A 24144-nucleotide genomic window follows, 5' to 3' on the forward strand; every position below is an offset into this window, starting at 1 on the left:
TCATGAAAGCATGCTTTCATGATGAAATCTCTCTCTTTACAAATGGTAGCGGTTTATTGGGCTAGTCACTGTGACTTGATTGAAATCGGTTCCCTTTGGAAAATATTGCCTGATTAAGCCATTGGTATTTTCATTGATACCACGCTCCCAGGAACTATAAGGATGGGCAAAATAAATGTCAGCCTTTAGCCCTTCAGCGATCAGTTCATGGGCTGCAAACTCCAAACCATTATCCAATGTAATAGTCAGTATTTGGTCAACTATATGTGCCATACCTTCAATGGCTGCCTCCGCCAACAGTGAAGCTTGTTTTCCGGTTAACCGGAAGATCATGGTGTACAAGGTCTTTCTTTCAACCAGGGTGAGCAAAGCGCTTTGACGACCTTTGCCAATGATTGTGTCACCTTCCCAATCACCAATCCTTGTTTTCTTATCAACCACAGCCGGTCTGTCGTCAATACTGACCCTGTTCCTGATTTTACCCCGCTTATCATAAGAACCATAACGTTTGCGGTACTTCTTACAAGCAGTTCGTAATTGTTTGTAAAGTGTTCCACCGGCATCTCTATCAGCATAAATAAGCTGGTATATGGTTTCGTGATGCAACGAGATACTCTTACGCCTTTTGAGATAAATAGTAATCTGTTCTGGGCTCAGGTCATGATACAGAAGTGTGATAATCCAATGTTTAACTTGTTCTGTTAACTTAACGGCTTTGTGGGCGTTCTTACGACGACTTTCAGCCAGCTGTTGGGCTTGCTTGGCCCGGTAATTCTTTTTGCCTGTATTACGGGATATTTCACGAGAAATGGTAGAAGGTGATCTGCCAAGCTCTTTGGCTATAATCTTTTGTGTGAAACCCATGTTCTTTAGCCTGTAAATCTGATATCGTTCTGGTTCGGTTAACTGTTTATAGCTCATATTGCATTTTCCTTTTGGTGAGAAAAATCAGTAACTATATCAGTTAACCGACTTTCTCAGGAAATTGCACTTATTATCCGAATTCAGGCAGTATAACCCCTGCTATTGATGCACGCATGGCGGCAAAAGTGATATGAGGCGCAAAGTTTAGACCCATTACTATTAACGGATAGCAAATAGCCCACAAAACCATTACCAGAATAATAGCCAGAACATTATTAGTTTTACTACTCTTCATGACCCTTGGATAGTCGGTTTTGAGTCACTGTCTAAGTAATCAATAAATTTGGAATCATCATTCATCCGACAATTCTCTTCAACTTGTAGGGTTGAAAAGTAAATATCGTATTTCGATTTGAGTAATTTATCAGCCTCATCAAGAACCTGTTCATGACCATTGATTTTATTAATTTTCAAATGCGCCATGAACAAATTCTTACCAGATGTTAAGGCCCAGGCATGGACGTGGTGGACATCAGTCACGCTATTTATATTTTCTAAGTCTTTAACAATTTCTGTCACTTCGATGTCTTTGGGTGCTGACTCTAACAAAATATCAAAACTGTCTTTGATGATGTTTATGGACGCGACAAATAGAACCAAACCAAATAACATCCCCAGTATCGGGTCAATGGGATACCAACCTGTAAATTTAATAACCACTGCAGCAATAATAATAATGATACTACCAACAAAGGTTTGTAAGACATGCCAAAGTGCACCTTTCATGTTGAGGTTGTTTTTTGAACCCTTCCACATGACGGCCATTGATATAAATTCAGTAATCAGTCCGCCAATCGCTGAAATAAACATGATATTTGTTGGTAGCTCTATGCTTACTTTCAAACGGCTATATCCCATCCAAAGAACATAAATTGCCATCATTAGCAAAAACAGACCATTCAATAAAGCGCCTATTATTTCTGCGCGGATAAAGCCAAATGTATAACTTTTACCAGGAGGTCTGGTCGCAATACGGTTTGCGACCAAAGCAATGAGAACCCCGCCAACTGCAGAAAACGTGTGGAATGCATCTGATATGACGGCGACCGAGCCTGAATAAAAACCCAAAATAAGTTCAATAATAAAATAAATACCGGTTAACCAGCCGGTTATTTTTAAGGCTTTGGCGTCGGCTTGCATGCCGTGAAATTGGTGATTGGTTGAGTTATGTTTTTCAGTTTCTTTTGCGCCTAACTGTTTCATTTTAACCTCAGATTTCGTTTTAGGAATTTGAATTAAAAAAAGCAAACTCTAAGTGTTATATAACTGCACTCTGAATAGATCAAAACCAATTAGACAGACAACAGCAGATAAACCAAGCCTCAATTACATTGCTAATTTTATAACTACATTCTTTTCAATTATTTTTTAGCTATTTTTCGTTTTAGTAATTGTGCATTAATGGCCACAATAATGGTACTCAAACTCATAAAGACTGCACCAATAGCTGGGCTTAAAACAAAGCCTGACGAGTACAATACACCTGCTGCCAAGGGTATGGCGACTACGTTATAGCCTGTAGCCCATGTCAAATTTTGAATCATTTTGTTGTAAGTTGCTTTACCAAACAAAATCAAGTTAGCAATATCCTGTGGGTTACTATTAACCAAAATAATATCGGCGGTCTCGGCCGCAACGTCTGTACCGGAACCTACGGCGATTCCAACATTTGCCTGTGCCAAAGCAGGGGCATCATTGACCCCGTCACCAGTCATCGCAACAAATTCATTTTTGCTTTGTAGATCTTTAACGATTTCTACCTTTTGATGTGGAAGAACCTCTGCAAAATACCCATCCAAACCCAAATTATCGCTGACCGCTTTGGCTGTTATTTCATTATCGCCAGTGGCCATCAAGACTTTGATGTTGTTTTCTTTAAATATTTTAATGGCTTTAGCGGATTCTGGTCTTATTTCATCAGCCAGAGCGATATAACCGGCCAATTGATCATCGATTAACACAAATACGACCGTTTCCGCGGCATCACTGTAGGCATCTTTTGGAATGGTGATTTTCTCATCTCTTAAATAACCCGGGCTCACTACTTTTATTTGCTTGCCTTCTACAATGGCTTCGACTCCTTTACCGGTAATGGCATTAAAGTTTTCGAGATTTGGAATGGTCATTTTTTCTTCTTTGACTTTTTTAATGATACCTACAGCAATAGGATGTTCTGAACTTTGCTCTAAGGCACTTGACAGACGTAAAATTTCATCAGAAGAATAATCCACATGGACAGATTTAATTCGAGTAACACCAAAATCACCTTTGGTCAATGTCCCTGTTTTATCAAAAACTAAAACTGAAATTTTACGTGATTCTTCAAAAGCAGTCCGATTGCGAATCAACAATCCATTTTGTGCAGATACAGCGGTAGAAATTGCAACCACAAGCGGAATGGCAAGCCCTAATGCATGTGGACAAGCTATGACCATAACGGTCACCATTCGCTCTAATGCATAGACAAAAGGAAAGCCTAAAATTAACCATACTGACAAGGTTCCAAAACCAATGACAAGCGCAATATAGGTCAACCACTTGGCTGCCCTATCCGACAGGTTTTGCATTTTTGATTTGGTCTTCTGAGCTTCCTCGACCATGGTGATGACTTTGTTAAGATAGCTGTCTTTTCCAGTATGCTCTACTTTTATCTTTATGCTGCCATTGCCGTTTATTGAACCACCAATTACTTTGTCTTTTTCTTCTTTTTTGACCGGTTTAGATTCTCCGGTAAGCATCGATTCGTTTAAATAACTGGAGCCTTCTACAATAATTCCATCGGCAGGGACTTTTTCTCCCGGCCTGACCAGAATGATGTCGTCTATTAATAACTCATCCAGAGGAATGTCCTCAATGTTATCACCTTTAACGCGATGTGCTTCAGCCGGCATCATACTGACCAGCAGTTGCAATGCTTTGGAAGCCCCCAGAACACTTTTCATCTCTATCCAGTGACCCAAAAGCATAATGGCGATAAGGGTGGCAAGCTCCCAGAAAAAGTCAACGCCTTGCAAGCCAAACACTGTCGCTGAACTATATACATAAGCCACAGTAATGGCCAAGGCAATCAGCGTCATCATCCCGGGTGCGGCTTTTTTAACTTCTGACCAAAAGCCGGTTATAAATGGCCAGCCGCCATAAAAATAGACCACCGAAGAAAGGATAAATAATATATATGGATTTCCCGGAAGTAGAAATTCATAGCCTAAAAAATCCTGAATCATCGGTGATATGAACAGTATGGGGACAGTCAGTACCAGCGTTACCCAAAACCGTTTTTTAAAGTCATCTATCATCATTTTGTGATGGTCGTGACCCATTTGCCCGTGCCCCGGACTATGACCCGAATGGTCTCCACTTTCGTGGTTCATTTTAGAATGATCTTCTTTTGTGTGTTTCATCTTTGTGCAACCCATTTTGTTGTTATAGTGATATTTATGACTCAATTATTTAGAGACCTCTGCATATTTTATTGTAAAATAACTACCATCGGCTTCAGTAAATTTCTGAAAGTCTAATAAACCGTTTTCATTTAATACTTCGTTAACGGTGTAATTGAGTTGTTTAATGCGAATTCCCCACGCATAGGCTTTCATACTAATTTTTGATTTAATGTTATTTTTGTTTTGTTCTTTTTCTAATTTTCGGTCAAAAATCTTTATGAGGCTTTTTGATCCTAAAAATTTTAACCAGCCTGAGTCAAAATTCATTTCCATTTCGATGTCTTTCATGTTTTCAAAATCATAAAGTTTTTTAAAGTTTTTAGAGATGGTATTGATTTCGGTTTGTTTTGATTTTGGATTGGTAAATGGAAAAGCCATAACCATCATACTGGCTTCATCAGGCTCACAACGATAAATGGTTCTGTACTTTTCAATAGACTTTTTATTTTTATCAAACAGCTCCGCAATGACTTCAATTTCATAATAACCATCATTATAGATAACTTTATTAGCGACAAATATTTGTTTGTTAAGAAAAGCACCCTTTTCATTAAAATTTTCCCGAACAACTATCCTATCGGAAATCTGTCCAATAAGCATCTCAGTTTGTCCATTTACTGTGGCAGTAAACAATATAAAAAAGAGTATGAAGCTATTCTTTATCATAAATGGTGCATTAGTTTTTTTACTTCTTTTGCCATAACATCACTTAAATCAATGGCATTTGTCGGATGTGGGATGGTGTTACAGGTCACTATTTTTTCCACTCCGGAATCCAACAAGTCCTGATAGGCATTACCTGAAAAAACGGCATGAATACCTACACATATCGGTGGTTTCATCCCTGCTTTTTTCAAGTGTTGCACAGTTTCAATCATTGTTCGTGCCGTGGAAATAATGTCATCCACTAAAATAGGTGTGGCATTTGTGTATTTTTCAACATCCGGTACCGATACTTCCACATTACGGTCGCCGTGACGTACTTTTTGTAAAACAGTAAAGGGTGCTTTTGCATTTTTTGCCACCTCGGAAACCCATTGTTCGCTTTCAGAATCGGGACCGATAAGAACCGGGTTTTCTATGTTTTCTTTTATCCACTCTGCAATGGTATCAGCAGCGCGGATAACTTTATTGGGAACTGTATAAACTTCATCCAAAGTACTTATTCTGTGTAAGTGGGGGTCTACAGTGGCAATGCTGTCGGCAAATCCTGAAACCAATTCTCCAAAAAAACCAGATGTAACACCCTCGCCTTCATTAAAGACCTTGTCCTGGCGCATATAAGCCAGATAAGGTGCCAATAAACAGGTGCATTTAGCCCCCAATGATTTGGCCGTTTTGCTTAAAAAATAAAGAGAGAGCAATTTCTCATCGGGTTGATGCAAGGTACACACTAAAACCACTCTCTTGCCTTTTACATCAGATAGTATGCGAGTATAAGATTCTCCATCGGGAAAATTGCGTATTGTGGCCTCACCGACTTCGGCATCCATTTTAGATGCTAATCGTTCTGTGAGTTCTTCGTTGCCGGGTAAACTAAATAATATTGTTTTCATGGTTTATTGTTAAATAATGGTTAGAATGTCGTTATGGTTATTTTTGTAATCCATGGCATAGTTAAGTTCGCCTTTGGATTCTGCATATAAGGTATAGAGCAATTGATTTTCTTCGATTGCTTCGCCTAAATGAACATTTAATAAAACACCTGCTGATTTAGATTGTGGCGCTCCTGAAAGCTTGGCAAGTTTTGCTATTTTTCGGTTATTGATTCTTTTTAGAGTGCCAGATTTTTGTGCTTTAATTTCAATCTTAAAAGGTGATAGCACTGGCAGTGTAAAGCGACCTTGCGCTTTGCAAATGGCTATGAACTTTTCAAGGGCTTGTCCTGATTCCAACACTTGTTTGGCAATCTGGTCGCCCGTTCCTGATTCAACTTTTCCGGAAAGTTCCAAGAGTTCTCCCGCCAATAGTAACGCCCTTTCCTTAAGGTCAATTGGTGCGTCGGCTTCGTTTTTCAATACTTTTAAAACATCAATGGCTTCTAAAGCAGGACCAATACCTCTCCCTACCGGCTGTGTACCATCAGTAATAACAACTTTTATATTCAAACCAACAGCATTGCCTACAGTTTCCATATGGCTCTTTAGTTTTCGTGCCATTTCCATACTGCGTATTTTGGCGGTTTCACCCACCGGAATATCAATGACCACGTGAGTGGAACCTGCTGCTGCTTTTTTTGAAAGTACCGAAGCAATCAGTTGACCTTCACTGTCAATGTCCAAGGCTTTTTCAATTTTAATCAAGACATCATCGGCTGGACTTAATTGTGCTGTTCCACCCCAGACGATGCATCCGCCTTCTTTTTTTACTACTGCCTTTATTTCTTCTGGAGAAAGGGTCACATTAGTCAGTACTTCCATGGTATCTGCTGTGCCTGCGGGCGAGGTGATGGCTCGAGACGATGTTTTGGGCATGGTAAGTCCATAAGCGGCCATAATAGCGACCACCAACGGTGTGGTTCGATTACCAGGTAGTCCGCCAATACAGTGCTTATCGACGACGATATTTTTGTCCCAATTCAGTTGTTCCCCTGAAGCTATCATTGCTTTAGTAAGGAATGATATTTCATTAATATCCATTCGGTCACCCGCACAGGCTGTAATAAAAGCCGACAGATGGATATTGGAATAATCGCCCTGAACGATATCTGTGATGATTTCATGGTAAGCGTTATAATCCAATTTCTGATTGTAGATTTTGGCTCTAACGTGGCTTAAGGATTCAATCGGTTCCAAATGTGAAACATACAGGTTGTCATTTTCTGTAATATTAAGTTTTTGTGCAGCCGCATCTGACAGTCCGATTTCGTTGGGCAACAGCATATCTGAATTGATAATATTGAGGCTTGCCACAATGGTTTGACTTGCCTTAGATATTCTAATTCTGGTGAGGGCTTCAAAACCTTCGGAGATACAGACGTGGCAATCTTCGTGCATATACACCACGTTTTCATTCTGTGTATAAATACCAAGATGTTTATATTTAAGTGTGTTCGGTTGTTGTTCCATACTATTTCAACTTTTTTAGTTTCCAAAAACCTATTCTATTTCCGCAATGCTATAGAGTTGTGGTATTTCAGCATCCCATCCAAAGGTTTCTTTAATACCTTGTTGCAATGCTTCTGCACTTTCTTTTTCACCATGTACAACAAAAATACGTTCTGGCTTATCTGCCAACTCACCCATCCAGTCAATAAGTTCATTATGGTCTGAATGTGCCGAGAGTCCTTCTATTTCTGATACTTGCATGTTGAAGGGCACCCATTTTCCATACACTTTCAGCTCTTTTTCACCTTCCAATAATTTTCTGCCGCGTGTTCCTTCCGCTTGATAACCCACAAAGAGTAATGTATTTTTTGGATTTTGTGCCTGAGTTTCAAGATAGTTGAGTATTCTTCCACCGGTGAGCATGCCACTTCCTGCAATGACAATTTTCGGGTTGTCATCAATGCGTAATGCCATGGTTTCCTGATAACTGCTTACGACAGTAAAGTGTGAACACATTTCATCACATTCATTCTCCTCTAAACGATGCCACTCACTGGCACGGTGAAATAACTCCAGAACACTGGCACCCATGGGACTGTCCATGATCATTTGTACCCTGGGAATTTTGTTCTCTTTAATTAATTTCCAAAGAATAAGCATCATCAGTTGAGCTCGTTCCACCGAAAAACTTGGGATAAACAGGCTGCCACCTCTATCGATGGTATCGTTAACTAATTTTTCAATCTGAGGAATGGTGTCGGCTTCATCAGGATGAAATCTTCCACCATATGTTGATTCTATTAAGAGTACATTGGCTTGTTGCGGTTTGAGGGGTGGATAGAGTAATAAATCATGAATTCTGCCTACATCACCAGAAAAAACGAAACGTTTTCCATGTACATCCAACTCGATGAAAGTAGAACCCAGAATATGTCCATTGTTTTGAAAACGGGCCTTAATTCCATCAAATAATGGTATCCATCGAGATAAGGGCGCCTCTTTAAAATAGGGTATTGTTTGTTCCACATCCTTTAAATCATAAAGTGGTTCTGCAGGTTTGTGTTTTGAATAACCTTCCCTGTTGGCACGTTCAGCTTCTTGCTCTTGTATTTTTGCACTATCATTCAAAATGATTTCAGCAATATCCAAAGTCGGAGAACTGCCGTAGATAGGTCCTGAGAACCCTTGTTTGACTAATCTTGGTAAATAACCTGTATGATCTAAATGCCCGTGGGTAAGCAACACCACATCTATTTCTGAAACTTCCACTGGCGGATATTCCCAATTTTTGCGGCGTAATTCCTTTAACCCCTGGAAAAGTCCACAGTCTATCAGTATCTTCCTGTCTCCGGTGTCCATAAGGTATTTTGAACCAGTCACTGTGCCGGCTGCACCCAAAAAGTGAATATTTACTTTATTGTTTTTCATAATTTTTGCCTTGGGATTAATGTGTGGAACATAATTTTTCTGAATCTTCTAAAATCTTTTTATATCTTGCTTTAGGTACCCCGATTTTTTCTAATAATTCAGGGTTTTCATAAAGCTCCTTACAAAGAACAATACCTTCTTCCAATAATTTTGTTTTTTCGGCCTTGGTCATTGTTGTTAATGCTGTTAGTGGATGTAAGCCGGCTTTATCTATTCGTTCTTTAAGCCCATTTCCCTTTGGGTAATTCCAACTGGTCAATAATAATCCTACACATTCAGCATATTGTATAGAGTCACTTGTAAACCGGGTATTCGTATACAAGCCACCTTTATGATGTTTAGCTTGGTGGCCATTTTGCCGCTGCCATTGCTTCTCTACGTCCAGAAACCTCGAATGGACATATAAGGGAATTTTCACATTGCAAAACCGACCCTGATCGCTGTGGTATTTACATTCAATCATATAATGATTATTGCCTTTTTGCGCTATCACATCCACTTCATGCTGGACACATTTACCCTGTACAATCACACCAACTTCTGTGGCAAAGCCTTCGTGCTCCAATAGTTTGCCTACTATCTTTTCAAATGGGAACCCCGTTGGGCCGAGTTCCATCAAGGCTTTTTTAAGCTTGTACTTTGAAGCGCCTACTCGCGATTTGCCCTTGAGCATTTTGAATGCAAGTTGATAGATTTTTTTTGTGGTCATTCCTTCTTCAATCTGTGCCTGCACGCTACGGGCTATATCCTGAATAACAGTCTCATCTGCCTTTGAGCGTCGTAAGGATCTGATGAGCTTATTGACATCAAAAGCTTCGTATTCACCGGAATATTTTTTAATCAGAACCGGTTTATTCATTGTTCCGCCTTAATGGTGATAATCGGCCTTATAAAGGATTGATATGTCTCTTCAATCTCCATTGCTTGCCCGTCCAAATAAAAGTACTTTTTCATGATTAAATTCCCAAGCTATTATTGGTTTTTAAAATAGACTTTACGCCATCCGTTTCAATTCCGGTCAGTGCTCTAATGGCATCGATGGTTTCAGGCACGACAATCGCTTGGTTATCAACCACATAGGCATAAAAAAGCTCATCTCCCTGTATCATTAGCATATCTTCCCAGAGGGCAACTTCATACATATCGCCCCAGGGCCTGCCCATATCCATGAACATTTCCTTAATGGTGTTGTTTGAAACCAGACCCTGGTCATAGCGAATTAGTTTAATGCGGCTAGACGTCTTAAACGCATTCAACACTTCTTCTTTGGTGGTTTGTTTAGTTAACTTGATGTTCCAATAGTGCAAATGACTTAAGGTTTGGGGTACCTTTATTGCGGTCGTGATAACATCCAAATCAGGATCGACAGTTTGCGCATCAGGACCTTGGTGGCTCGGTATGCTTTTTTCTGGAACCAATGTATTCATTATACCGCCGAGATGACTTTCCCAGGGGTCTGTGGCCCTTCTTAATAGTGTTCCCCGGGCATAATCCAATAAATGAGCTCTTTTTAAAGCGCTCAATGTTCTTAAAATAGATGTGGTATTACAGGAAACAATTCTCGTGGCATCCAGGTTTATGGCCGATTGATAATTATTTTCAGCGCTAAAGGAATGACCCGTGGTTTCATGCTTTTCACCTCCTTGTAGAATAAATTTGATATTCTGTTTTTTATAAAGGGTCACATTTTCAGCAGCAATATTTTTAGGTGTACAATCCACAACGAGATCAGCGATTTTTAAAAGATCCGACATATTGCCTTTTACTGAAATCCCTTCGGACTTCATTTTATCGGCGGCTTCTTGTGTGGCTGCATAGATGGCATATTCTTTTCGTGCAGCATTTTGTATGCGCCAATCGCTAATAACATCGCAAACGCCGATGAGATTCATGTCATCTTGACGTTTAATGGCATCGGCCACTCTTTTGCCGATAACACCATATCCAATAACTGCAATATTTTTCATATCATATCCATCCTGTTTTATTTTTTGTATTAACTGTAATCACCATTGTCATCGGCATATTAAAATCGTTATCTGTCATATTTTTATTTTCAATCCCAAATAAAATTCTTAACTTCAGGTAAATCATCACCCTTTTCTACAATATAGTTTTTATGGCGATAAAGTTTATGGTCCATATCTGCTATTATTGTCGCTTCGTTTTTTATGTTTTTCAGTCGTAGAATGGCATTTTTTACCAAATTAAATCTGTCTAATTTGTTCAATACCAACATATCAAAGGGCGTTGTGGTGGTGCCCTCTTCATTAAAGCCATGTATATGAAAATTGGCGTGGCACGATCTGTTATAGATTAATCGATGAATCATGGACGGGTAACCATGAAAGGCAAAAATAATGGGGACCTGAAGATTGAAAATTTCATTGAATTCTTTATCAGTGAGGCCTTCAGAAGTTGATGATGGATTCGCCAAAGTCATGATATTGACCACATTGACAAATTTAATCTTTAAGTTGGGTAGCAATTTATTGAGAATTTTGGTGGCGGCCAGTGCTTCGATGGTGGGCACATCACCGGCACAGGCCATGATTAAATCAGGCGACTTAATATCTGAACTACTGGCCCAATCCCATACGCCAATGCCCTGTTGACAATGGTTTTTCGCTTCTTCCATATTCAACCACTGTAATTGCGGTTGTTTACCGGCAACAATCACATTTATCTTATTGGTTGACCTGAGTACTTGTTCACCAATCACCAATAATGTATTCGCATCAGGTGGAAAGTAAAGTCTGATTACCTGCGGATCTTTATTTGCAAGGTGATTAATAAATCCGGGATCCTGGTGTGAGAATCCATTATGGTCCTGACGCCAAACATGGGATGTCAGTAAATAATTTAATGAAGGTATTGGCTTTCGCCAACAAATTTCCTGACTTGAAACTTTTAACCATTTGGCATGCTGGGTGGCCATGGAATTGATAATATTAATAAAAGCTTCATAGCAAGAGAAAAAACCATGCCGACCGGTTAATAAATAACCCTCGAACCAACCCTGGCATGTATGCTCACTTAATATTTCCATAACCCTGCCATTGGCTTGTAAATGTATATCGTCTTCATGTTTTTCTGCCACCCATGTTTTGTCGGTCACGTCGTACAAAGCATCCAATCGATTTGATGCTGTTTCATCAGGGCCAAATACTCTGAAGTTAGCCCTATTTAAGTCCATCACGGCTGCCAAATATTGCCCCAAAATTCGGGTGGCACTTGTTTTTTCATAACCTCTTGAATCAAAACTAATATTAAAATCTGTGACATCAGGGAGAACAAGTGGTACTGTGAGTTTTCCGCCATTGGCATGTGGACTCATACCCATTTGTAAGGATTCATCCGGAATAAACTTATTTATGTTGGTTTTAATACGACCTTTAGAATCAAATAATTCTTCAGGATGGTAACTTTTTAGCCATGTATCTAAAAGTTCGAGGCGTTCCGGATGTCCATGTAAATCTTTAAAAGGCACTTGATGAGAACGCCAGTTTCCTTCAACCGGTTCATTGTCAAATGTTTTTGGCCCAGTCCATCCTTTGGGTGTTTTCATGATAATCATTGGCCAAACCGGACGATCCGTGAAGCCATGTTCACGGGCTGATTGTTGAATTGATTTTATCGTGTGCACGGCTTTATCAAATGCATCAGCCATCAATTGATGAATTTCATTAACATCTGTTGATTCAACCCAGATAGGCTCATAACCATAGCCGTTGAAGAGATTAATTAATTCATCCTCGGGTATTCTGGCTAAAATGGTTGGATTGGCAATCTTGTAACCATTCAGATGAAGTATCGGTAATACCGCACCATCTTCGATTGGGTTAATAAATTTATTCGAATGCCATGAAGCAGCTAAAGACCCTGTTTCAGCTTCTCCATCGCCCACAACACAAGCCGCAATAAGATCAGGATTATCAAAAACCGCGCCAAAAGCATGTGATAAGGCATAGCCCAATTCCCCGCCTTCATTAATAGAACCCGGTATTTCAGGTGCCACGTGTGACGGAATACCTCCTGGAAATGAAAATTGTTTAAATAGTTTTTTTAAGCCATCTTCATTTTTTTGTATGTCAGGATAGTGCTTGGTATAGCTACCTTCAATATAGGTGTTGGCTGCCAAGGCCGGTCCACCATGTCCGGGACCGGTTACATAAAGTAGCTTTGATTTGGTTTCAACAATAATGCGATTAAGATGAATATATATTAAATTTAAGCCCGGTGTCGTTCCCCAATGACCCAATAATCTTGGTTTGACATGATCAAGTCGTAAATCTTCTTTCAATAGTGGATTATCAAGCAGATAAATTTGACCCACCGAAATATAGTTCGCAAGTGCCCAATACTGGTTAAGGGTTTTGACATCATCTGATGTTAATTTATTGTTTTTTATAGTCATGCTTGTTTACTCCTATGAGACCTGTGTATTAATTGTTGGCTTGTTTAATGAATTTTTTCAATTGCGCCTTACGTGGAATAAACATCGGTGTATTTTTCATATAATTCCGATACTTCTCACCAAACTGAGCCACCATCTTTTTCTCTTCCCTTTTAGCAAGTTGGTAATAAATCAGAATAATGATTGGAAACAGAGCAACCGAAAATAAGGTGGGCCAGTGAATAACACCTTCTCCAAATAAAGCGATGAATAGACCTGTGTACTGCGGATGTCTGGATAGTGCATAAAGACCGTCAGTGACTAACTGATCACTTTTCTTCGCTTGATGAACTTGTTGCCAACCTTTAAAGAACAGACCAAGTCCTGTGATAATAAAAAATATGCCAAGCAACATTGAAATCATCATGCCTGTTTCACCCAGACCAACAGCTGATGACCATAAGTTAGCACTGAGGCCGCTGCCATCAAGCCCAAAAAAACGAGCTAATAGATAAATGGTTAACGGAAAACCATACATCTCAGCATATAAGGCAATGATAAAAGCCTGTACAACGCCTGCCCCGGCCCATTCGCGCCATGTTTTGGGTGCTAAATAACGGTACAAAATCCAGGAAACCAGCACAATCATGATGATTGCCAGTCCCCACGCGCCCGTATGTGAAACATTTTGATTCATATGCTTATCAATGATGGTTAAGGGATTGTGATTAAATCGACACTATATTATTTGGCTTTATTGCTAAAATAATTATACAAAGGCACCCAAATTAACGCGAAATACCAACCGTAAAGATAACTTTCTATCAAGCCCAAGAAAAAGCTTTTCCAGGAAATCCATTGAAAACCCGGCAATAATTGTATGTAAGCTTTATACATCGCGTGATCCGGGAAAATCAGATCAAACACAATACAAAGACTAAAAGTGATTGCCAAAAAAAGACTGCTGGCATTGCCAACTACAGATAATGATATTCTGTTATTCATAATAGTTTCCTCATTTAATAGATGTTATTAATTTATTTTCACAGTTTATAGTCAAACCCATCACAACGTTTCATGATATAAAAACGCTGCCATTTATCCTGATACGATTTGCCATACATCTTTAATTAAGTATTACTCATTAGATTTAATATCGTATTCATCATAATTTTCGATTAAGATACAAATTGAATTACCAGTTGGTTCACGATCAGGTTCATTCCGCCATTGTTTTATGGCTTTTTCCATTGTGTTCCTAAGTGCAATGGTTTTTTCAAGTTGGGAATTTATTTCATCAATTCTTAACTCAATTAACTCTCTTACTAGGGGACAAGGTGTTTTACCTTTATCAGATTTTTTTAAAATTAAACCAATATCTTTTACAGTAAAACCCAGCATTCTTGCACTCAGAATAAAGGACATTCGATGCCGATCTTTAACACCATAGAGCTTATAGCCATTTACAGGATTGACTGTTGGTTTCAGGTATTTCAAGCGGGTGTAATACCGAACAGTTTCTGCGGTGGTTTGAAGTTTCTGAGCAAGTTCGCTTACTTTCATTTTCTTCGTCATGATGAGATTGATAATACACCTATGTTCCGCACATAGGTCAACACCCAGTCTTTCAAATAATCTGAAATATGATTGCTCATATGATAACTACATCAAGAAGAAGTCTTTGTTTAAGACCAATGGATATGCGTTATTTTCCATTGCCCCTTTTTCTTGGTTACAACAATGGTTTCCATGGATATTTTGACGCGGGCTCTTCCGGCCACCATACGGGTGTTTTCGAAGCGTGCGGTTGAAACGGCCATGTCGCCACTGACTTTAACCTGGTGTTCGATTAATTTGGATTTGATCTGAGCCAAATACTGCATATCAGCCTTCATATGGCCAGCGGCGTATTCTTCTAATGAGCGCTCGGCTTTTCCAGATTCATAAATTAGGACATCTTCGCTGAGTACAGATTGAATCGCATCGGTGTCTTTTGATCTGAGGGCTTTGTGGAACTTTGTGACCACTTGGGCTGCGTCAGTGTCAAGACCTGACATCAGCTTAGTTTGTTTACCCTGATGCTCGCCCTGGTGTGCGAATAGATTAAATGAGAGTGCCAGTGATAATAGTGTGATTAAATTAAGCATGCTTTTTTTCATAATAGTTTTCCTCTGTTTAATAATTAATGTGAAGTGGGTCCAACCCAGGTCGTTAAAATGGCTGTGACAACTAAAATAGCCAGACCGATCATAAGTTCAGCTGTAATTGAGCCGGCCAATGATTGTTTCGATTTACGGGCTTTTAATAAGCCCGGAACCAGTATAAATTTGTGAAATGCAGCTAATAGTAAAATATGAAAGACCAGTATCAGCTTAAATGAAAAGAGCTGACCGTAATCAGTATTAGCCAAGGCATTAAAATCATCAATAAGATTAAACGCCAGATAGCCGCCGGCCACGATTAACAAAGCCACCATAAACATGGCTGATTGGCCAAAACGGTGCATGATGCGAGCCACTGCTTGCTTGTTAAATATTCGGCAAATAATGATTAACGGCCATAGAGAACCTAACCACCCCAAAGCTACTATGACATGTAAGCCAATGGCAAAGTGGGCTAATCCTGTTAATTCTGAAACATGGCCTGAGGCTGAAAAAGAATACGCCATCATGACTAAAACAGCCGCATACATAACTATGCTGAGAACCTTTAACCATGGTCTCGGGTTATGACTATGTCGATAAACCAGCGTTAAATTAAGCAAAGCCATGATAACAGCAGCGATTCGCCAAACGGTCATCTCGCCCACCCCGGACTGCCAGATAAGCTTAATATAAAAAGGCTCAAATGCACCGTTTAAGCCCTCTTCAGCAAACACCGCGACCTGAATAAAAAAATAAGCGATGATGGCCACCAGCGCTAACAACAGGCTGATATAACTGACCTTTTTCAGCTGATTCAGTAGGCTTTGATTAAATCGGCACAGGCCAGCGATAAAAGGGAGTGCGACTGCCTGGGCAAAGCCTGCATAGATCAGCAGCTTAGTCACCAGTGTCGCACTATCCCAGATAATAGTTGTCATATTACGTTAATCTCAGTGATGATTTGAGTGGTTGCTATGCTTGGATTGCTTAAGCGTGAAACTAAAATCACCTTCACTCTTATGGCCGTCGCCACCCATAATCGTCCACAAAACTGTGTAATCATCCTCATCTAAGCTGTTCAGTTTAATGACAAATTCGGTCTTATCTTCCAGTGTCGGTTTAAAATTCGTGTCAACCGTTTGTTGATCTGAACTCACTAGTTCAAATTGAACCAGTTTGACCGGTTGTGTAAAGGTCAGCACAATTTCATTCAGTGGTTTGTTGACAGTCTGACCGTTTGCCGGACTGGATTGATCCAAATCAGAATGGGCCATAACTAAGCTGCTCATCAGCAGTAAAGACGTTGTTATAAAATTTTTAATGTTCATTGGGTTTCCTCGGTTAGTTTAAAATCATTTTGAATGCTTCGTGAGCGCCATAAAAAGAACACCACGGGTATCACTAATAAAGTGAGTATTAAGGCACTGACCATACCGCCGACCATCGGTGCGGCGATGCGACTCATGATTTCAGAGCCGGTGCCGGTGGCCATTAATATGGGTAACAGTCCGATAATAATCGACAATGATGTCATGAGTACCGGACGTAAGCGTCGCCCTGCCCCTTCGATTACGGCCTCTTTTAAGGTGTTTTTGTTAATCTGCTCAGGGGGTTGTTGAGATAATTGCTGATAAGCCTGGTTTAGGTATACCAGCATAATCACACCAATTTCAACGGCCACACCGGCCAGCGCGATAAAGCCAACACCCACGGCCACTGAAAAGTTATAACCGGTTAAATACATCAGCCAGATACTGCCGACCATAGCCAAAGGCAAAGTCCCCATAATAATGGCCACTTCAGTGAAATTCCTGAAGTTCATATACAGTAAAATAATAATAATGGCCAGCGTCAGAGGTATAACGTAGGTGAGCTTTTCTTTGGCACGCAGCATATATTCATACTGACCCGACCAGTTAATGGAGTAACCGGCGGGTAATTCCAGCTGATCGGCAACGACTTGTTGGGCATTCACCACATAGCTGCCGATATCAACCCCGTCTATATCAATAAAAGTCCAGCCATTCAGCCGGGCATTTTCACTTTTAATACCCGGTGGACCGTCTTCGATTTTAATCTCCGCCACATCACCCAAGGCGATTTGTTGTTGACCGGGGGTGACAATCGGCAGTAAAGCCAGCTGTTCCGGTGAATTCCGGTAATCTTGTGGATAGCGTATATTCACCGGGTACCTTTCCAGACCTTCAATGGTCTGGGTCACATTCATACCGCCGATGGCTGATGACACCACCTGTTGAATATCGGTGATGTTTAAATTGTATCTGGCGGCTTTGCTACGATTGATATCGACTTTGATGTACCGGCCACCGGCCACCCGCTCAGAATACACAGAAACGGTGCCGGGAACTTCTTTAAGAATGGTTTCCAATTGCTGACCAATTTGTTGAATCTGATCGAGTTCCGGGCCGGCAATTTTAATCCCTACCGGCGTTTTAATGCCAGTGGCGAGCATGTCAATGCGGGTTTTAATCGGCATGACCCAGGCGTTGGTTACCCCGGGTAGTTTGACCAGCGAATCGAGCTCCTTTTTAAGGTCTTCGGTATCTATGCCAGGCCGCCATTGGTCCCTTGGTTTTAACTGAATAAAGGATTCAATCATGGTTAAAGGCGCCGGATCGGTGGCGGTTTCAGCCCGCCCGACTTTGCCGAAGACCGTTTCAACTTCGGGTACGGTTTTAATCAGTTTATCGGTTTGTTGCAGTAATTCCCGGGCTTTACCGATGGAAATGCCCGGATAGGTGGTGGGCATATACATCAAATCACCTTCATCCAGGTGTGGGATAAATTCACTGCCGATTTTATTCACCGGCCAAAAACCGATGATTAACACCACCAGCGTTAACACCAGTGTTGATTTAGGGAAACGCAAAACCTGATTTAATACCGGTATGTAGAGGGCTGTGAGGATTTTGTTGATGGGGTTTTTATGTTCCGGTAAAACTTTACCTCGAATAAAATATCCCATTAAAACCGGCACCAGCGTGATGGCTAAAGCGGCTGATGCGGCCATGGCATAGGTTTTGGTGAAGGCCAGCGGTGAAAACATGCGGCCTTCCTGGGCTTCTAAGGTAAACACCGGAATAAAGCTTACCGTAATAATCAACAAGCTAAAGAACAAAGCCGGTCCCACTTCACCGGCGGATTTAGCCACGATCTGCCAGCGGTTGTCTTTGGTCACTTCAGTGCGTTCCATGTGTTTATGCATATTTTCAATCATGACAATGGCGCCGTCAATCATGGCACCGATGGCAATGGCGATACCGCCTAAGGACATGATATTGGCATTTAAACCTTGCCAGTGCATGATAATAAAAGCGGTCAGAATGCCCACCGGTAAGGATAAAATCGCCACCAGGGACGATCGCACATGGAACAGGAAGACGATACAAACCAGGGCCACCACCGCAAATTCTTCCAACAATTTAATCCATAAATTATTCACCGCCTCTTCAATTAAGCCACTGCGATCATAAACCGTGACCACCTCGACACCCTCAGGCAATCCCTGTTTGAGTTGTTCCAGCTTGGCTTTAACACCGGCGATGGTTTTTTGGGCATTTTCCCCATAACGCATCACAATAATCCCACCGATGGTTTCGCCTTCACCGTTCAATTCAGCCACACCGCGTCGCATTTGTGGCCCAATACCGATGTCAGCCACATCTTTCAGCAATAACGGCGTGCCTTTAACAGTGGTACCCAAGGGGATATTTCTCAGGTCATCTTCACTTTGCAAATAACCCGTGGCTCGAACCATGTATTCGGCTTCAGCCAATTCCACCACAGACGCGCCTATTTCCTGATTACCTCTTTGAATGGCCGTTTGTATTTGCGCCAAAGGAATGCTGAAGGCACGTAATTTATCGGGATTTACCTTGACTTGGTACTGCTTGACCATGCCACCCAGAGCGGCCACTTCGGATACGCCCGGAACCGTTTGTAGTTCATATTTTAAAAACCAATCTTGCAAACTTCTTAATTGGCTGATGTCATGCTTGCCGGTTTTATCAACGAGGGCGTATAAATAAACCCAACCTACCCCGGTTGCATCCGGTCCCAACTGGGGCCGGGCATTTTGTGGTAGAGAAGGCGCTACCTGAGAGAGGTATTCAAGTACACGACTTCTGGCCCAATAAAGATCGGTTTGTTCATCAAAAATAACATACACAAAAGAATCGCCAAAAAATGAGTAACCTCTGACAGTTACGGCACCTGGAACAGATAACATGGCGGTGGTTAACGGATAGGTGACTTGATCTTCAACCACTTGGGGCGCTTGGCCTGGATAGGTTGTTTTAATAATGACTTGGACATCCGATAAGTCAGGTAAAGCATCCACCGGTGTATTTTTTAATGAATACAGCCCCATGCCCATTAAAATAAAGGTCGCTAACATAACAAAGAAGCGGTTGTGGACAGACCAATGAATAATGCCTTTAATCATGGTTGTCTCCACTGTCCGCATCATCATTGTGATTCATTGAGGACATATCATGACCCGAATGATCGATGGGGGCTTGTTCAGCTGACTTTTCTGACATCTCATGCTGACTGTGATCCATCGAAGACATATCATGGCCTGAATGATCCATGGTTGAATGATCCATGGTTGTATTATCCTCTGCTTCTTCAGACATATCGTGCTGGCTGTGGTCCATTTCTGACATATCATGATCCGAATGATCCTCAGTCGAGTTATCCTCAGTCGAATTATCCACAGATTCATCAGACATATCATGTTGACTGTGATCCATGGAAGAACCGGCTTCTTTATCTGATTGAATATGTATGCCTGTCACCTGATAAGACTGTTCAGACACTCGTTTAATCTCTAAATGGGCTTGTGTACCGGCTTTTAAGCCGCTCATATTCACATTTTCTGCAACGGTAAAGTCCATGGTCATTTCTGGCCAGTCCCATTCTTCAATGGGCTCATGGCTGGCATTAATCATTCTGTGACCCGGCATGACGCTTTGAATGGTGGCAGCCACCCAAACGCTTTCTGGCATGTCTTCGACATCTTCCATGCGTTTAAAATCTGAAGTTTTACTGGATTCTGAATCAATCAAGAACTGGGCTGAAGTCACGACTTGATCACCCGCTTGAAGTCCACTCAGAATTTCAGCATGTTGGTTATAAAACCGGCCCAGCTCAACGTCAATGGACTTAAACTGACCGTCACCTAACGCCAGTACCACGCGGTTTGAATCGCCGGTCCTGATGACCGCTTCAGTGGGTACTAACAGAACATCCTTCATGGGATTGCTGTGAATGGTGATTTGTGCAAACATATTGGGTTTGAGTTTCTGATCTTCATTATCAAACTTAAGCCGCACTTTAAGCGTTCGGGTTTCAGGGTTCAGAGTTGGGTATATATAATCAACTTCACCAGTCCATTGTTTACCCGGCAAAAATTCTAAAGTCATGGTTACCGGTTGGCCGATGGCTAATAAATCGGCTTGTCGTTCAAAGACTTCAGCTTCTACCCACACTTGTTCTAATGAACCAATGGACATCATGGTTGTTCCTGGTTTAACGAAATATCCTTCTCGAATATTTAAGTTATCAACCACACCACTTTGTGGTGCATAAAAGGTTATTTTTTGTTTTACCTGACGGCTTTTTTTCAATTGATTGATTTGTTCGTTTGTTATTTGCAATGATTGCAAGCGATTCTCGGCCGCATGAATTAAACGTTGGTTTTTTCGATCCAGTGCCAGTAAATACTCTTCCTGAGCGTTTACCAATTCCGGTGAATACAATTCATATAAGGCCTGGCCTTTGGTAACCGGATTGCCAGCCGTCTTGATGTAGAGTTTTTCCACCCAACCATCTACTCTGGGGTGAATATGTACCAATAAATCCTCATCATATTGGACATAACCTACGGTATTAATTTGGGTGTGGATATCTTGTTTTTTAACGGTTTTGGTTCTGACTCCTAAATTATTGACCACAGCCGGGGAAATTTGGATGGTGCCAGGACCGCTGTCAGCCAAACCACCCTGCTCTTCATAGACCGGAATCAGGTCCATACCCATGGGTGATTGGCCGGGCTGGTCTCTTTTATAGTTCGGATCCATCGGTGCCACCCAGTACAACGGTTCTTTGCTGTCTGCTGATTCTGCCGATTGTGTGGATTCTGCGCTGTTCAGAAATTTAAAGGCTATAAAGGTCAGCCCAATACCTAGAATAAGGCCAATAGTAATGCCTTTTATGTTGTTGCTGTGTTGTTTAGTCATTGCTGTTCTCCATGGCGATGGTTACGACCTGTTCGGGGTTTGTCATTAACAAATAATTGAGTTTAATTGTGGTTTTTTCGATATCAACGTTAATTTTCAGGGCATCTATTTGGGCATTTAATTCGGCAATGCGGGCGCGCACCACTTCAGCAAAATCACCGTCGTCGTTGGTGTAAGCTGTTAACGATGCTTCTGCCTGTTCACTCATTTGGGGTAATAATTGTTGTTTGTAGAGTGCCTGTCTTTGATACAGTCGTAACAGGTTTGATTGTTCTGTTTGGAATGAAGCAATCATTTTACGCAGCAGTAAATCCTGTTCGGTTTCAATGGCCTCAGCCGATGACACCGCGGCTTTAAGCGTCTGATCCTGTCGGTTTTTTGTAAATAAAGGCACATCAAATGTAACCCCCACGGAAAATAAATCAGCCCGATTAAGGCCATTATTGGCATCGGCCCGATAGCCGTAAGCGGCATTAACGCCCCAGGCCGGTTTGTATTTTTGTCGGGCCAGTTCAACGCCGACATGCTCAGCTTCAATACGTTGTTGCACGGCTTTGATGGCAGGATGGTGAGCAAATTGACGGTATAAATGGTTTTTATCAATGTCCTGAGACTCGATCAGCGATTGATCTAATGGCTTAATCGATGGTAATTGCTGACTGACTGCTTGCTTGGTATGATTATTGTCGGCACCGACATGACCGGACATATCAGGTCTGTAATCATTGATAAATTCACTCAGTTGTTGCATGGCCTGTTCTTTATTTTGTTGTAAGGCGGTCAGGCGATCATCCAAACGGGTTAACTCCAGTTGTGCACGGATTAAATCCTGTTGCCGGGTGTTACCAGTCACGGTGGTATAACTGGCTTCAGCCACATCCACCAGGTACTCAAACAGTTCTCGGTCTTGTTCAATCAGGCGAATACTTTCCTGGGCCTGAAAAACGCTGAGCCAAAGCTGACTGACTTTAACGTTGAGTTCTGCTGTGCGGTTTTGCCTTTGGTATGGGTATTGTTGTGCCAACGTATTGAGCCGTTTTTGGCTTAATTGCCGGGTGTCACCGCGAGGAAACATTTGTGACACCCCGAGTTTGAGCTGGGTCATGCCTTCCTGACTAAAATCAAAGCTGTCGGCAGCGAGCCCCATCACACCCACAGATATTTTAGGATCCGGTAACTGATCCGCGGCGATGGCTAAAGACTCAAGCGAGCGTTGCTTGCTTTGATTGCCCAAAAGCCAGGGGTCATTTTTTTCAGCCAACTGAATGGCGGTGGTTAAACTCAAAGGGTCATTAAACTGTTGGTCTGCAGCCTGAACGGCCGGTGATTGCATAACAATCACCAGCAATCCGGCATAGAGAAAAAATTTAAGCAAATGTATATTCATTTGAATTGCGCCTCAAAATGATTGATTTCTGCATACGGTGTGAGCTTACCTTCTTTATCAAACGCCATAATGACGTAAGGACTGAATTTATTCATGTACTCCATTCCGGGGCTGCCTACAGGCATACCAGGTACCACCAGACCGATATAATCATCGGGCTGTTCTTGTAAAAATTGTTGTACATATTTGGCCGGAATATGGCCTTCAAACACATAACCATCCTGACTCACGGCAGTATGACAGGAGCGATAATTGGCCGGGACCTGGTGTTGGTCTTTAAGTTTATTTAACTGTGTACTGTTGATGCCTTTTGCTGTGAATCCATGATCATTGGCATGATCAATCCACTTCACGCAGCAGCCACAGGTTGCGCTTTTATAGACGGTTAAAGGCATATCGACAGTCTCCGCTTTTAAATCAGTGACGGTCATCATTGATAACAATGCAAAGGATAGTGTCAGCACCATGGCTGAAAGTGTGTATTGAATAATTTTCATGTGAACTCCAATTGTTTTCTCATCGAGGTGAAATCACACCAGTTTTAACTGGCTGGTCATGATAAGAACCCGAATGAATTTAAAATTTAATTTCTAAGGCGATGAAATAGAGCCTCAAAGGCACTTATTTCAGACGCAGGTCGGCTGTGGAAATTAAATTATTGGAGGACGATAGAGTGGTGATTGGTCTTTGTTCAGATAAAAGCCATCTGAAAATACCGCTTGGGTAATGGGCTTATAAACAAAAAATGGCGTTGATTGTGCTTTAGACAATAATAAAACCGTGGAACACAAGGCCTGTGGACATTGACATAATGTCTCACAACAATCTGACATGGCAGTCATGTTAGTGTGATTCATGGCATTATTATTCATGGATTGTTGACTGTTCTCATGTTGAGCCATGTGATTACAATCTTGGGCCATTGCCTGGGGTTGGCTTTGGCTATTCATGGTATGCGTATGGGCAACCGCCAGCACTTGTCCTGTTGAGAACAACAGTAACATCGTGATGATCACACTAAGAGGTGGTATGTGCCGTTTTCGCGATTTCATGATACCCCTATGATACTTAATCTCTTAAAAAGTTCAATAAAAAACCGCCACCATAAAATT

General features: G+C 41.3%; 20 protein-coding genes and 1 pseudogene. All 21 read right to left on the reverse strand.

Going from position 1 to position 24144, the window contains the following annotated elements; all coding sequences use genetic code 11:
- Positions 1-69 precede the first annotated feature (69 nt).
- Positions 70-921: pseudogene (locus tag IEV16_RS09575) on the reverse strand (IS30 family transposase); the annotation flags it as partial.
- 234 nt (positions 922-1155) lie between these two features.
- Positions 1156-2172: a cation diffusion facilitator family transporter gene (locus tag IEV16_RS09580; protein ID WP_229728310.1), complete on the reverse strand. Its 1017-nt coding sequence runs from the start codon at positions 2170-2172 to the stop codon at positions 1156-1158.
- Between the two features lie 113 nt (positions 2173-2285).
- The gene (locus IEV16_RS09585) at positions 2286-4325 is read right to left on the reverse strand and encodes a copper-translocating P-type ATPase (protein WP_229728311.1); all 2040 of its coding nucleotides are present in this window, start codon (positions 4323-4325) and stop codon (positions 2286-2288) included.
- A 45-nt stretch (positions 4326-4370) separates the two neighbouring features.
- Entirely contained in the window at positions 4371-4967 is a 597-nt protein-coding gene (locus IEV16_RS09590) for a hypothetical protein (RefSeq protein WP_229728312.1), read from the reverse strand.
- 62 nt (positions 4968-5029) lie between these two features.
- Entirely contained in the window at positions 5030-5923 is an 894-nt protein-coding gene (locus IEV16_RS09595; protein ID WP_188365484.1) for a ribose-phosphate pyrophosphokinase, read from the reverse strand.
- Positions 5924-5932: 9 nt separating this feature from the next.
- Positions 5933-7435, reverse strand: a complete 1503-nt coding sequence (locus IEV16_RS09600) for a thymidine phosphorylase family protein (RefSeq protein ID WP_188365485.1) — start codon at positions 7433-7435, stop codon at positions 5933-5935.
- A gap of 30 nt (positions 7436-7465) precedes the next feature.
- Positions 7466-8842: an MBL fold metallo-hydrolase RNA specificity domain-containing protein gene (locus IEV16_RS09605; RefSeq protein ID WP_188365486.1), complete on the reverse strand. Its 1377-nt coding sequence runs from the start codon at positions 8840-8842 to the stop codon at positions 7466-7468.
- A gap of 16 nt (positions 8843-8858) precedes the next feature.
- Entirely contained in the window at positions 8859-9701 is an 843-nt protein-coding gene (locus IEV16_RS09610; RefSeq protein ID WP_188365487.1) for a restriction endonuclease, read from the reverse strand.
- 97 nt (positions 9702-9798) lie between these two features.
- Positions 9799-10809 carry a type II glyceraldehyde-3-phosphate dehydrogenase gene (locus IEV16_RS09615; RefSeq protein ID WP_188365488.1) on the reverse strand — a complete coding sequence of 337 codons (1011 nt, stop codon included), beginning with the start codon at positions 10807-10809 and terminating at the stop codon, positions 9799-9801.
- Between the two features lie 89 nt (positions 10810-10898).
- Positions 10899-13259: a phosphoketolase family protein gene (locus tag IEV16_RS09620; protein ID WP_188365489.1), complete on the reverse strand. Its 2361-nt coding sequence runs from the start codon at positions 13257-13259 to the stop codon at positions 10899-10901.
- Positions 13260-13287: 28 nt separating this feature from the next.
- A complete protein-coding gene (locus tag IEV16_RS09625; RefSeq protein ID WP_188365490.1) occupies positions 13288-13935 on the reverse strand; it encodes a methyltransferase family protein in 648 nt (215 codons plus the stop codon).
- A gap of 47 nt (positions 13936-13982) precedes the next feature.
- A complete protein-coding gene (locus IEV16_RS09630) occupies positions 13983-14243 on the reverse strand; it encodes a DUF5676 family membrane protein (protein ID WP_188365491.1) in 261 nt (86 codons plus the stop codon).
- 132 nt (positions 14244-14375) lie between these two features.
- A complete protein-coding gene (locus IEV16_RS09635) occupies positions 14376-14801 on the reverse strand; it encodes a MerR family DNA-binding protein (RefSeq protein WP_188365492.1) in 426 nt (141 codons plus the stop codon).
- A gap of 122 nt (positions 14802-14923) precedes the next feature.
- Positions 14924-15397: a YybH family protein gene (locus IEV16_RS09640; protein WP_188365493.1), complete on the reverse strand. Its 474-nt coding sequence runs from the start codon at positions 15395-15397 to the stop codon at positions 14924-14926.
- Positions 15398-15420: 23 nt separating this feature from the next.
- Positions 15421-16320 (reverse strand): CopD family protein, encoded by a 900-nt coding sequence (locus IEV16_RS09645; RefSeq protein WP_188365494.1) that lies wholly within the window; start codon positions 16318-16320, stop codon positions 15421-15423.
- A gap of 12 nt (positions 16321-16332) precedes the next feature.
- Positions 16333-16671: a copper resistance CopC family protein gene (locus IEV16_RS09650; protein ID WP_188365495.1), complete on the reverse strand. Its 339-nt coding sequence runs from the start codon at positions 16669-16671 to the stop codon at positions 16333-16335.
- 35 nt (positions 16672-16706) lie between these two features.
- A complete protein-coding gene (locus IEV16_RS09655; RefSeq protein WP_188365496.1) occupies positions 16707-19847 on the reverse strand; it encodes an efflux RND transporter permease subunit in 3141 nt (1046 codons plus the stop codon).
- Complete coding sequence (locus IEV16_RS09660) at positions 19840-21645, reverse strand: efflux RND transporter periplasmic adaptor subunit (RefSeq protein ID WP_188365497.1); 1806 nt, start codon at positions 21643-21645, stop codon at positions 19840-19842. The genes IEV16_RS09655 and IEV16_RS09660 overlap by 8 nt, the downstream gene beginning before the upstream one ends.
- Entirely contained in the window at positions 21638-23032 is a 1395-nt protein-coding gene (locus IEV16_RS09665; protein WP_188365498.1) for a TolC family protein, read from the reverse strand. Before IEV16_RS09665 ends, IEV16_RS09660 begins: the two co-directional genes overlap by 8 nt.
- A complete protein-coding gene (locus IEV16_RS09670; protein WP_188365499.1) occupies positions 23029-23529 on the reverse strand; it encodes a DUF411 domain-containing protein in 501 nt (166 codons plus the stop codon). Before IEV16_RS09670 ends, IEV16_RS09665 begins: the two co-directional genes overlap by 4 nt.
- Positions 23530-23682: 153 nt before the next feature.
- On the reverse strand, positions 23683-24084 hold the full coding sequence (locus IEV16_RS09675; protein WP_188365500.1) for a hypothetical protein: 402 nt from the start codon (positions 24082-24084) through the stop codon (positions 23683-23685).
- Between the last annotated feature and the right edge of the window lie 60 nt (positions 24085-24144).

Source organism: Marinicella pacifica (genome assembly GCF_014636635.1).
In the GTDB taxonomy this organism is placed as follows: Bacteria; Pseudomonadota; Gammaproteobacteria; order Xanthomonadales; family Marinicellaceae; genus Marinicella; species Marinicella pacifica.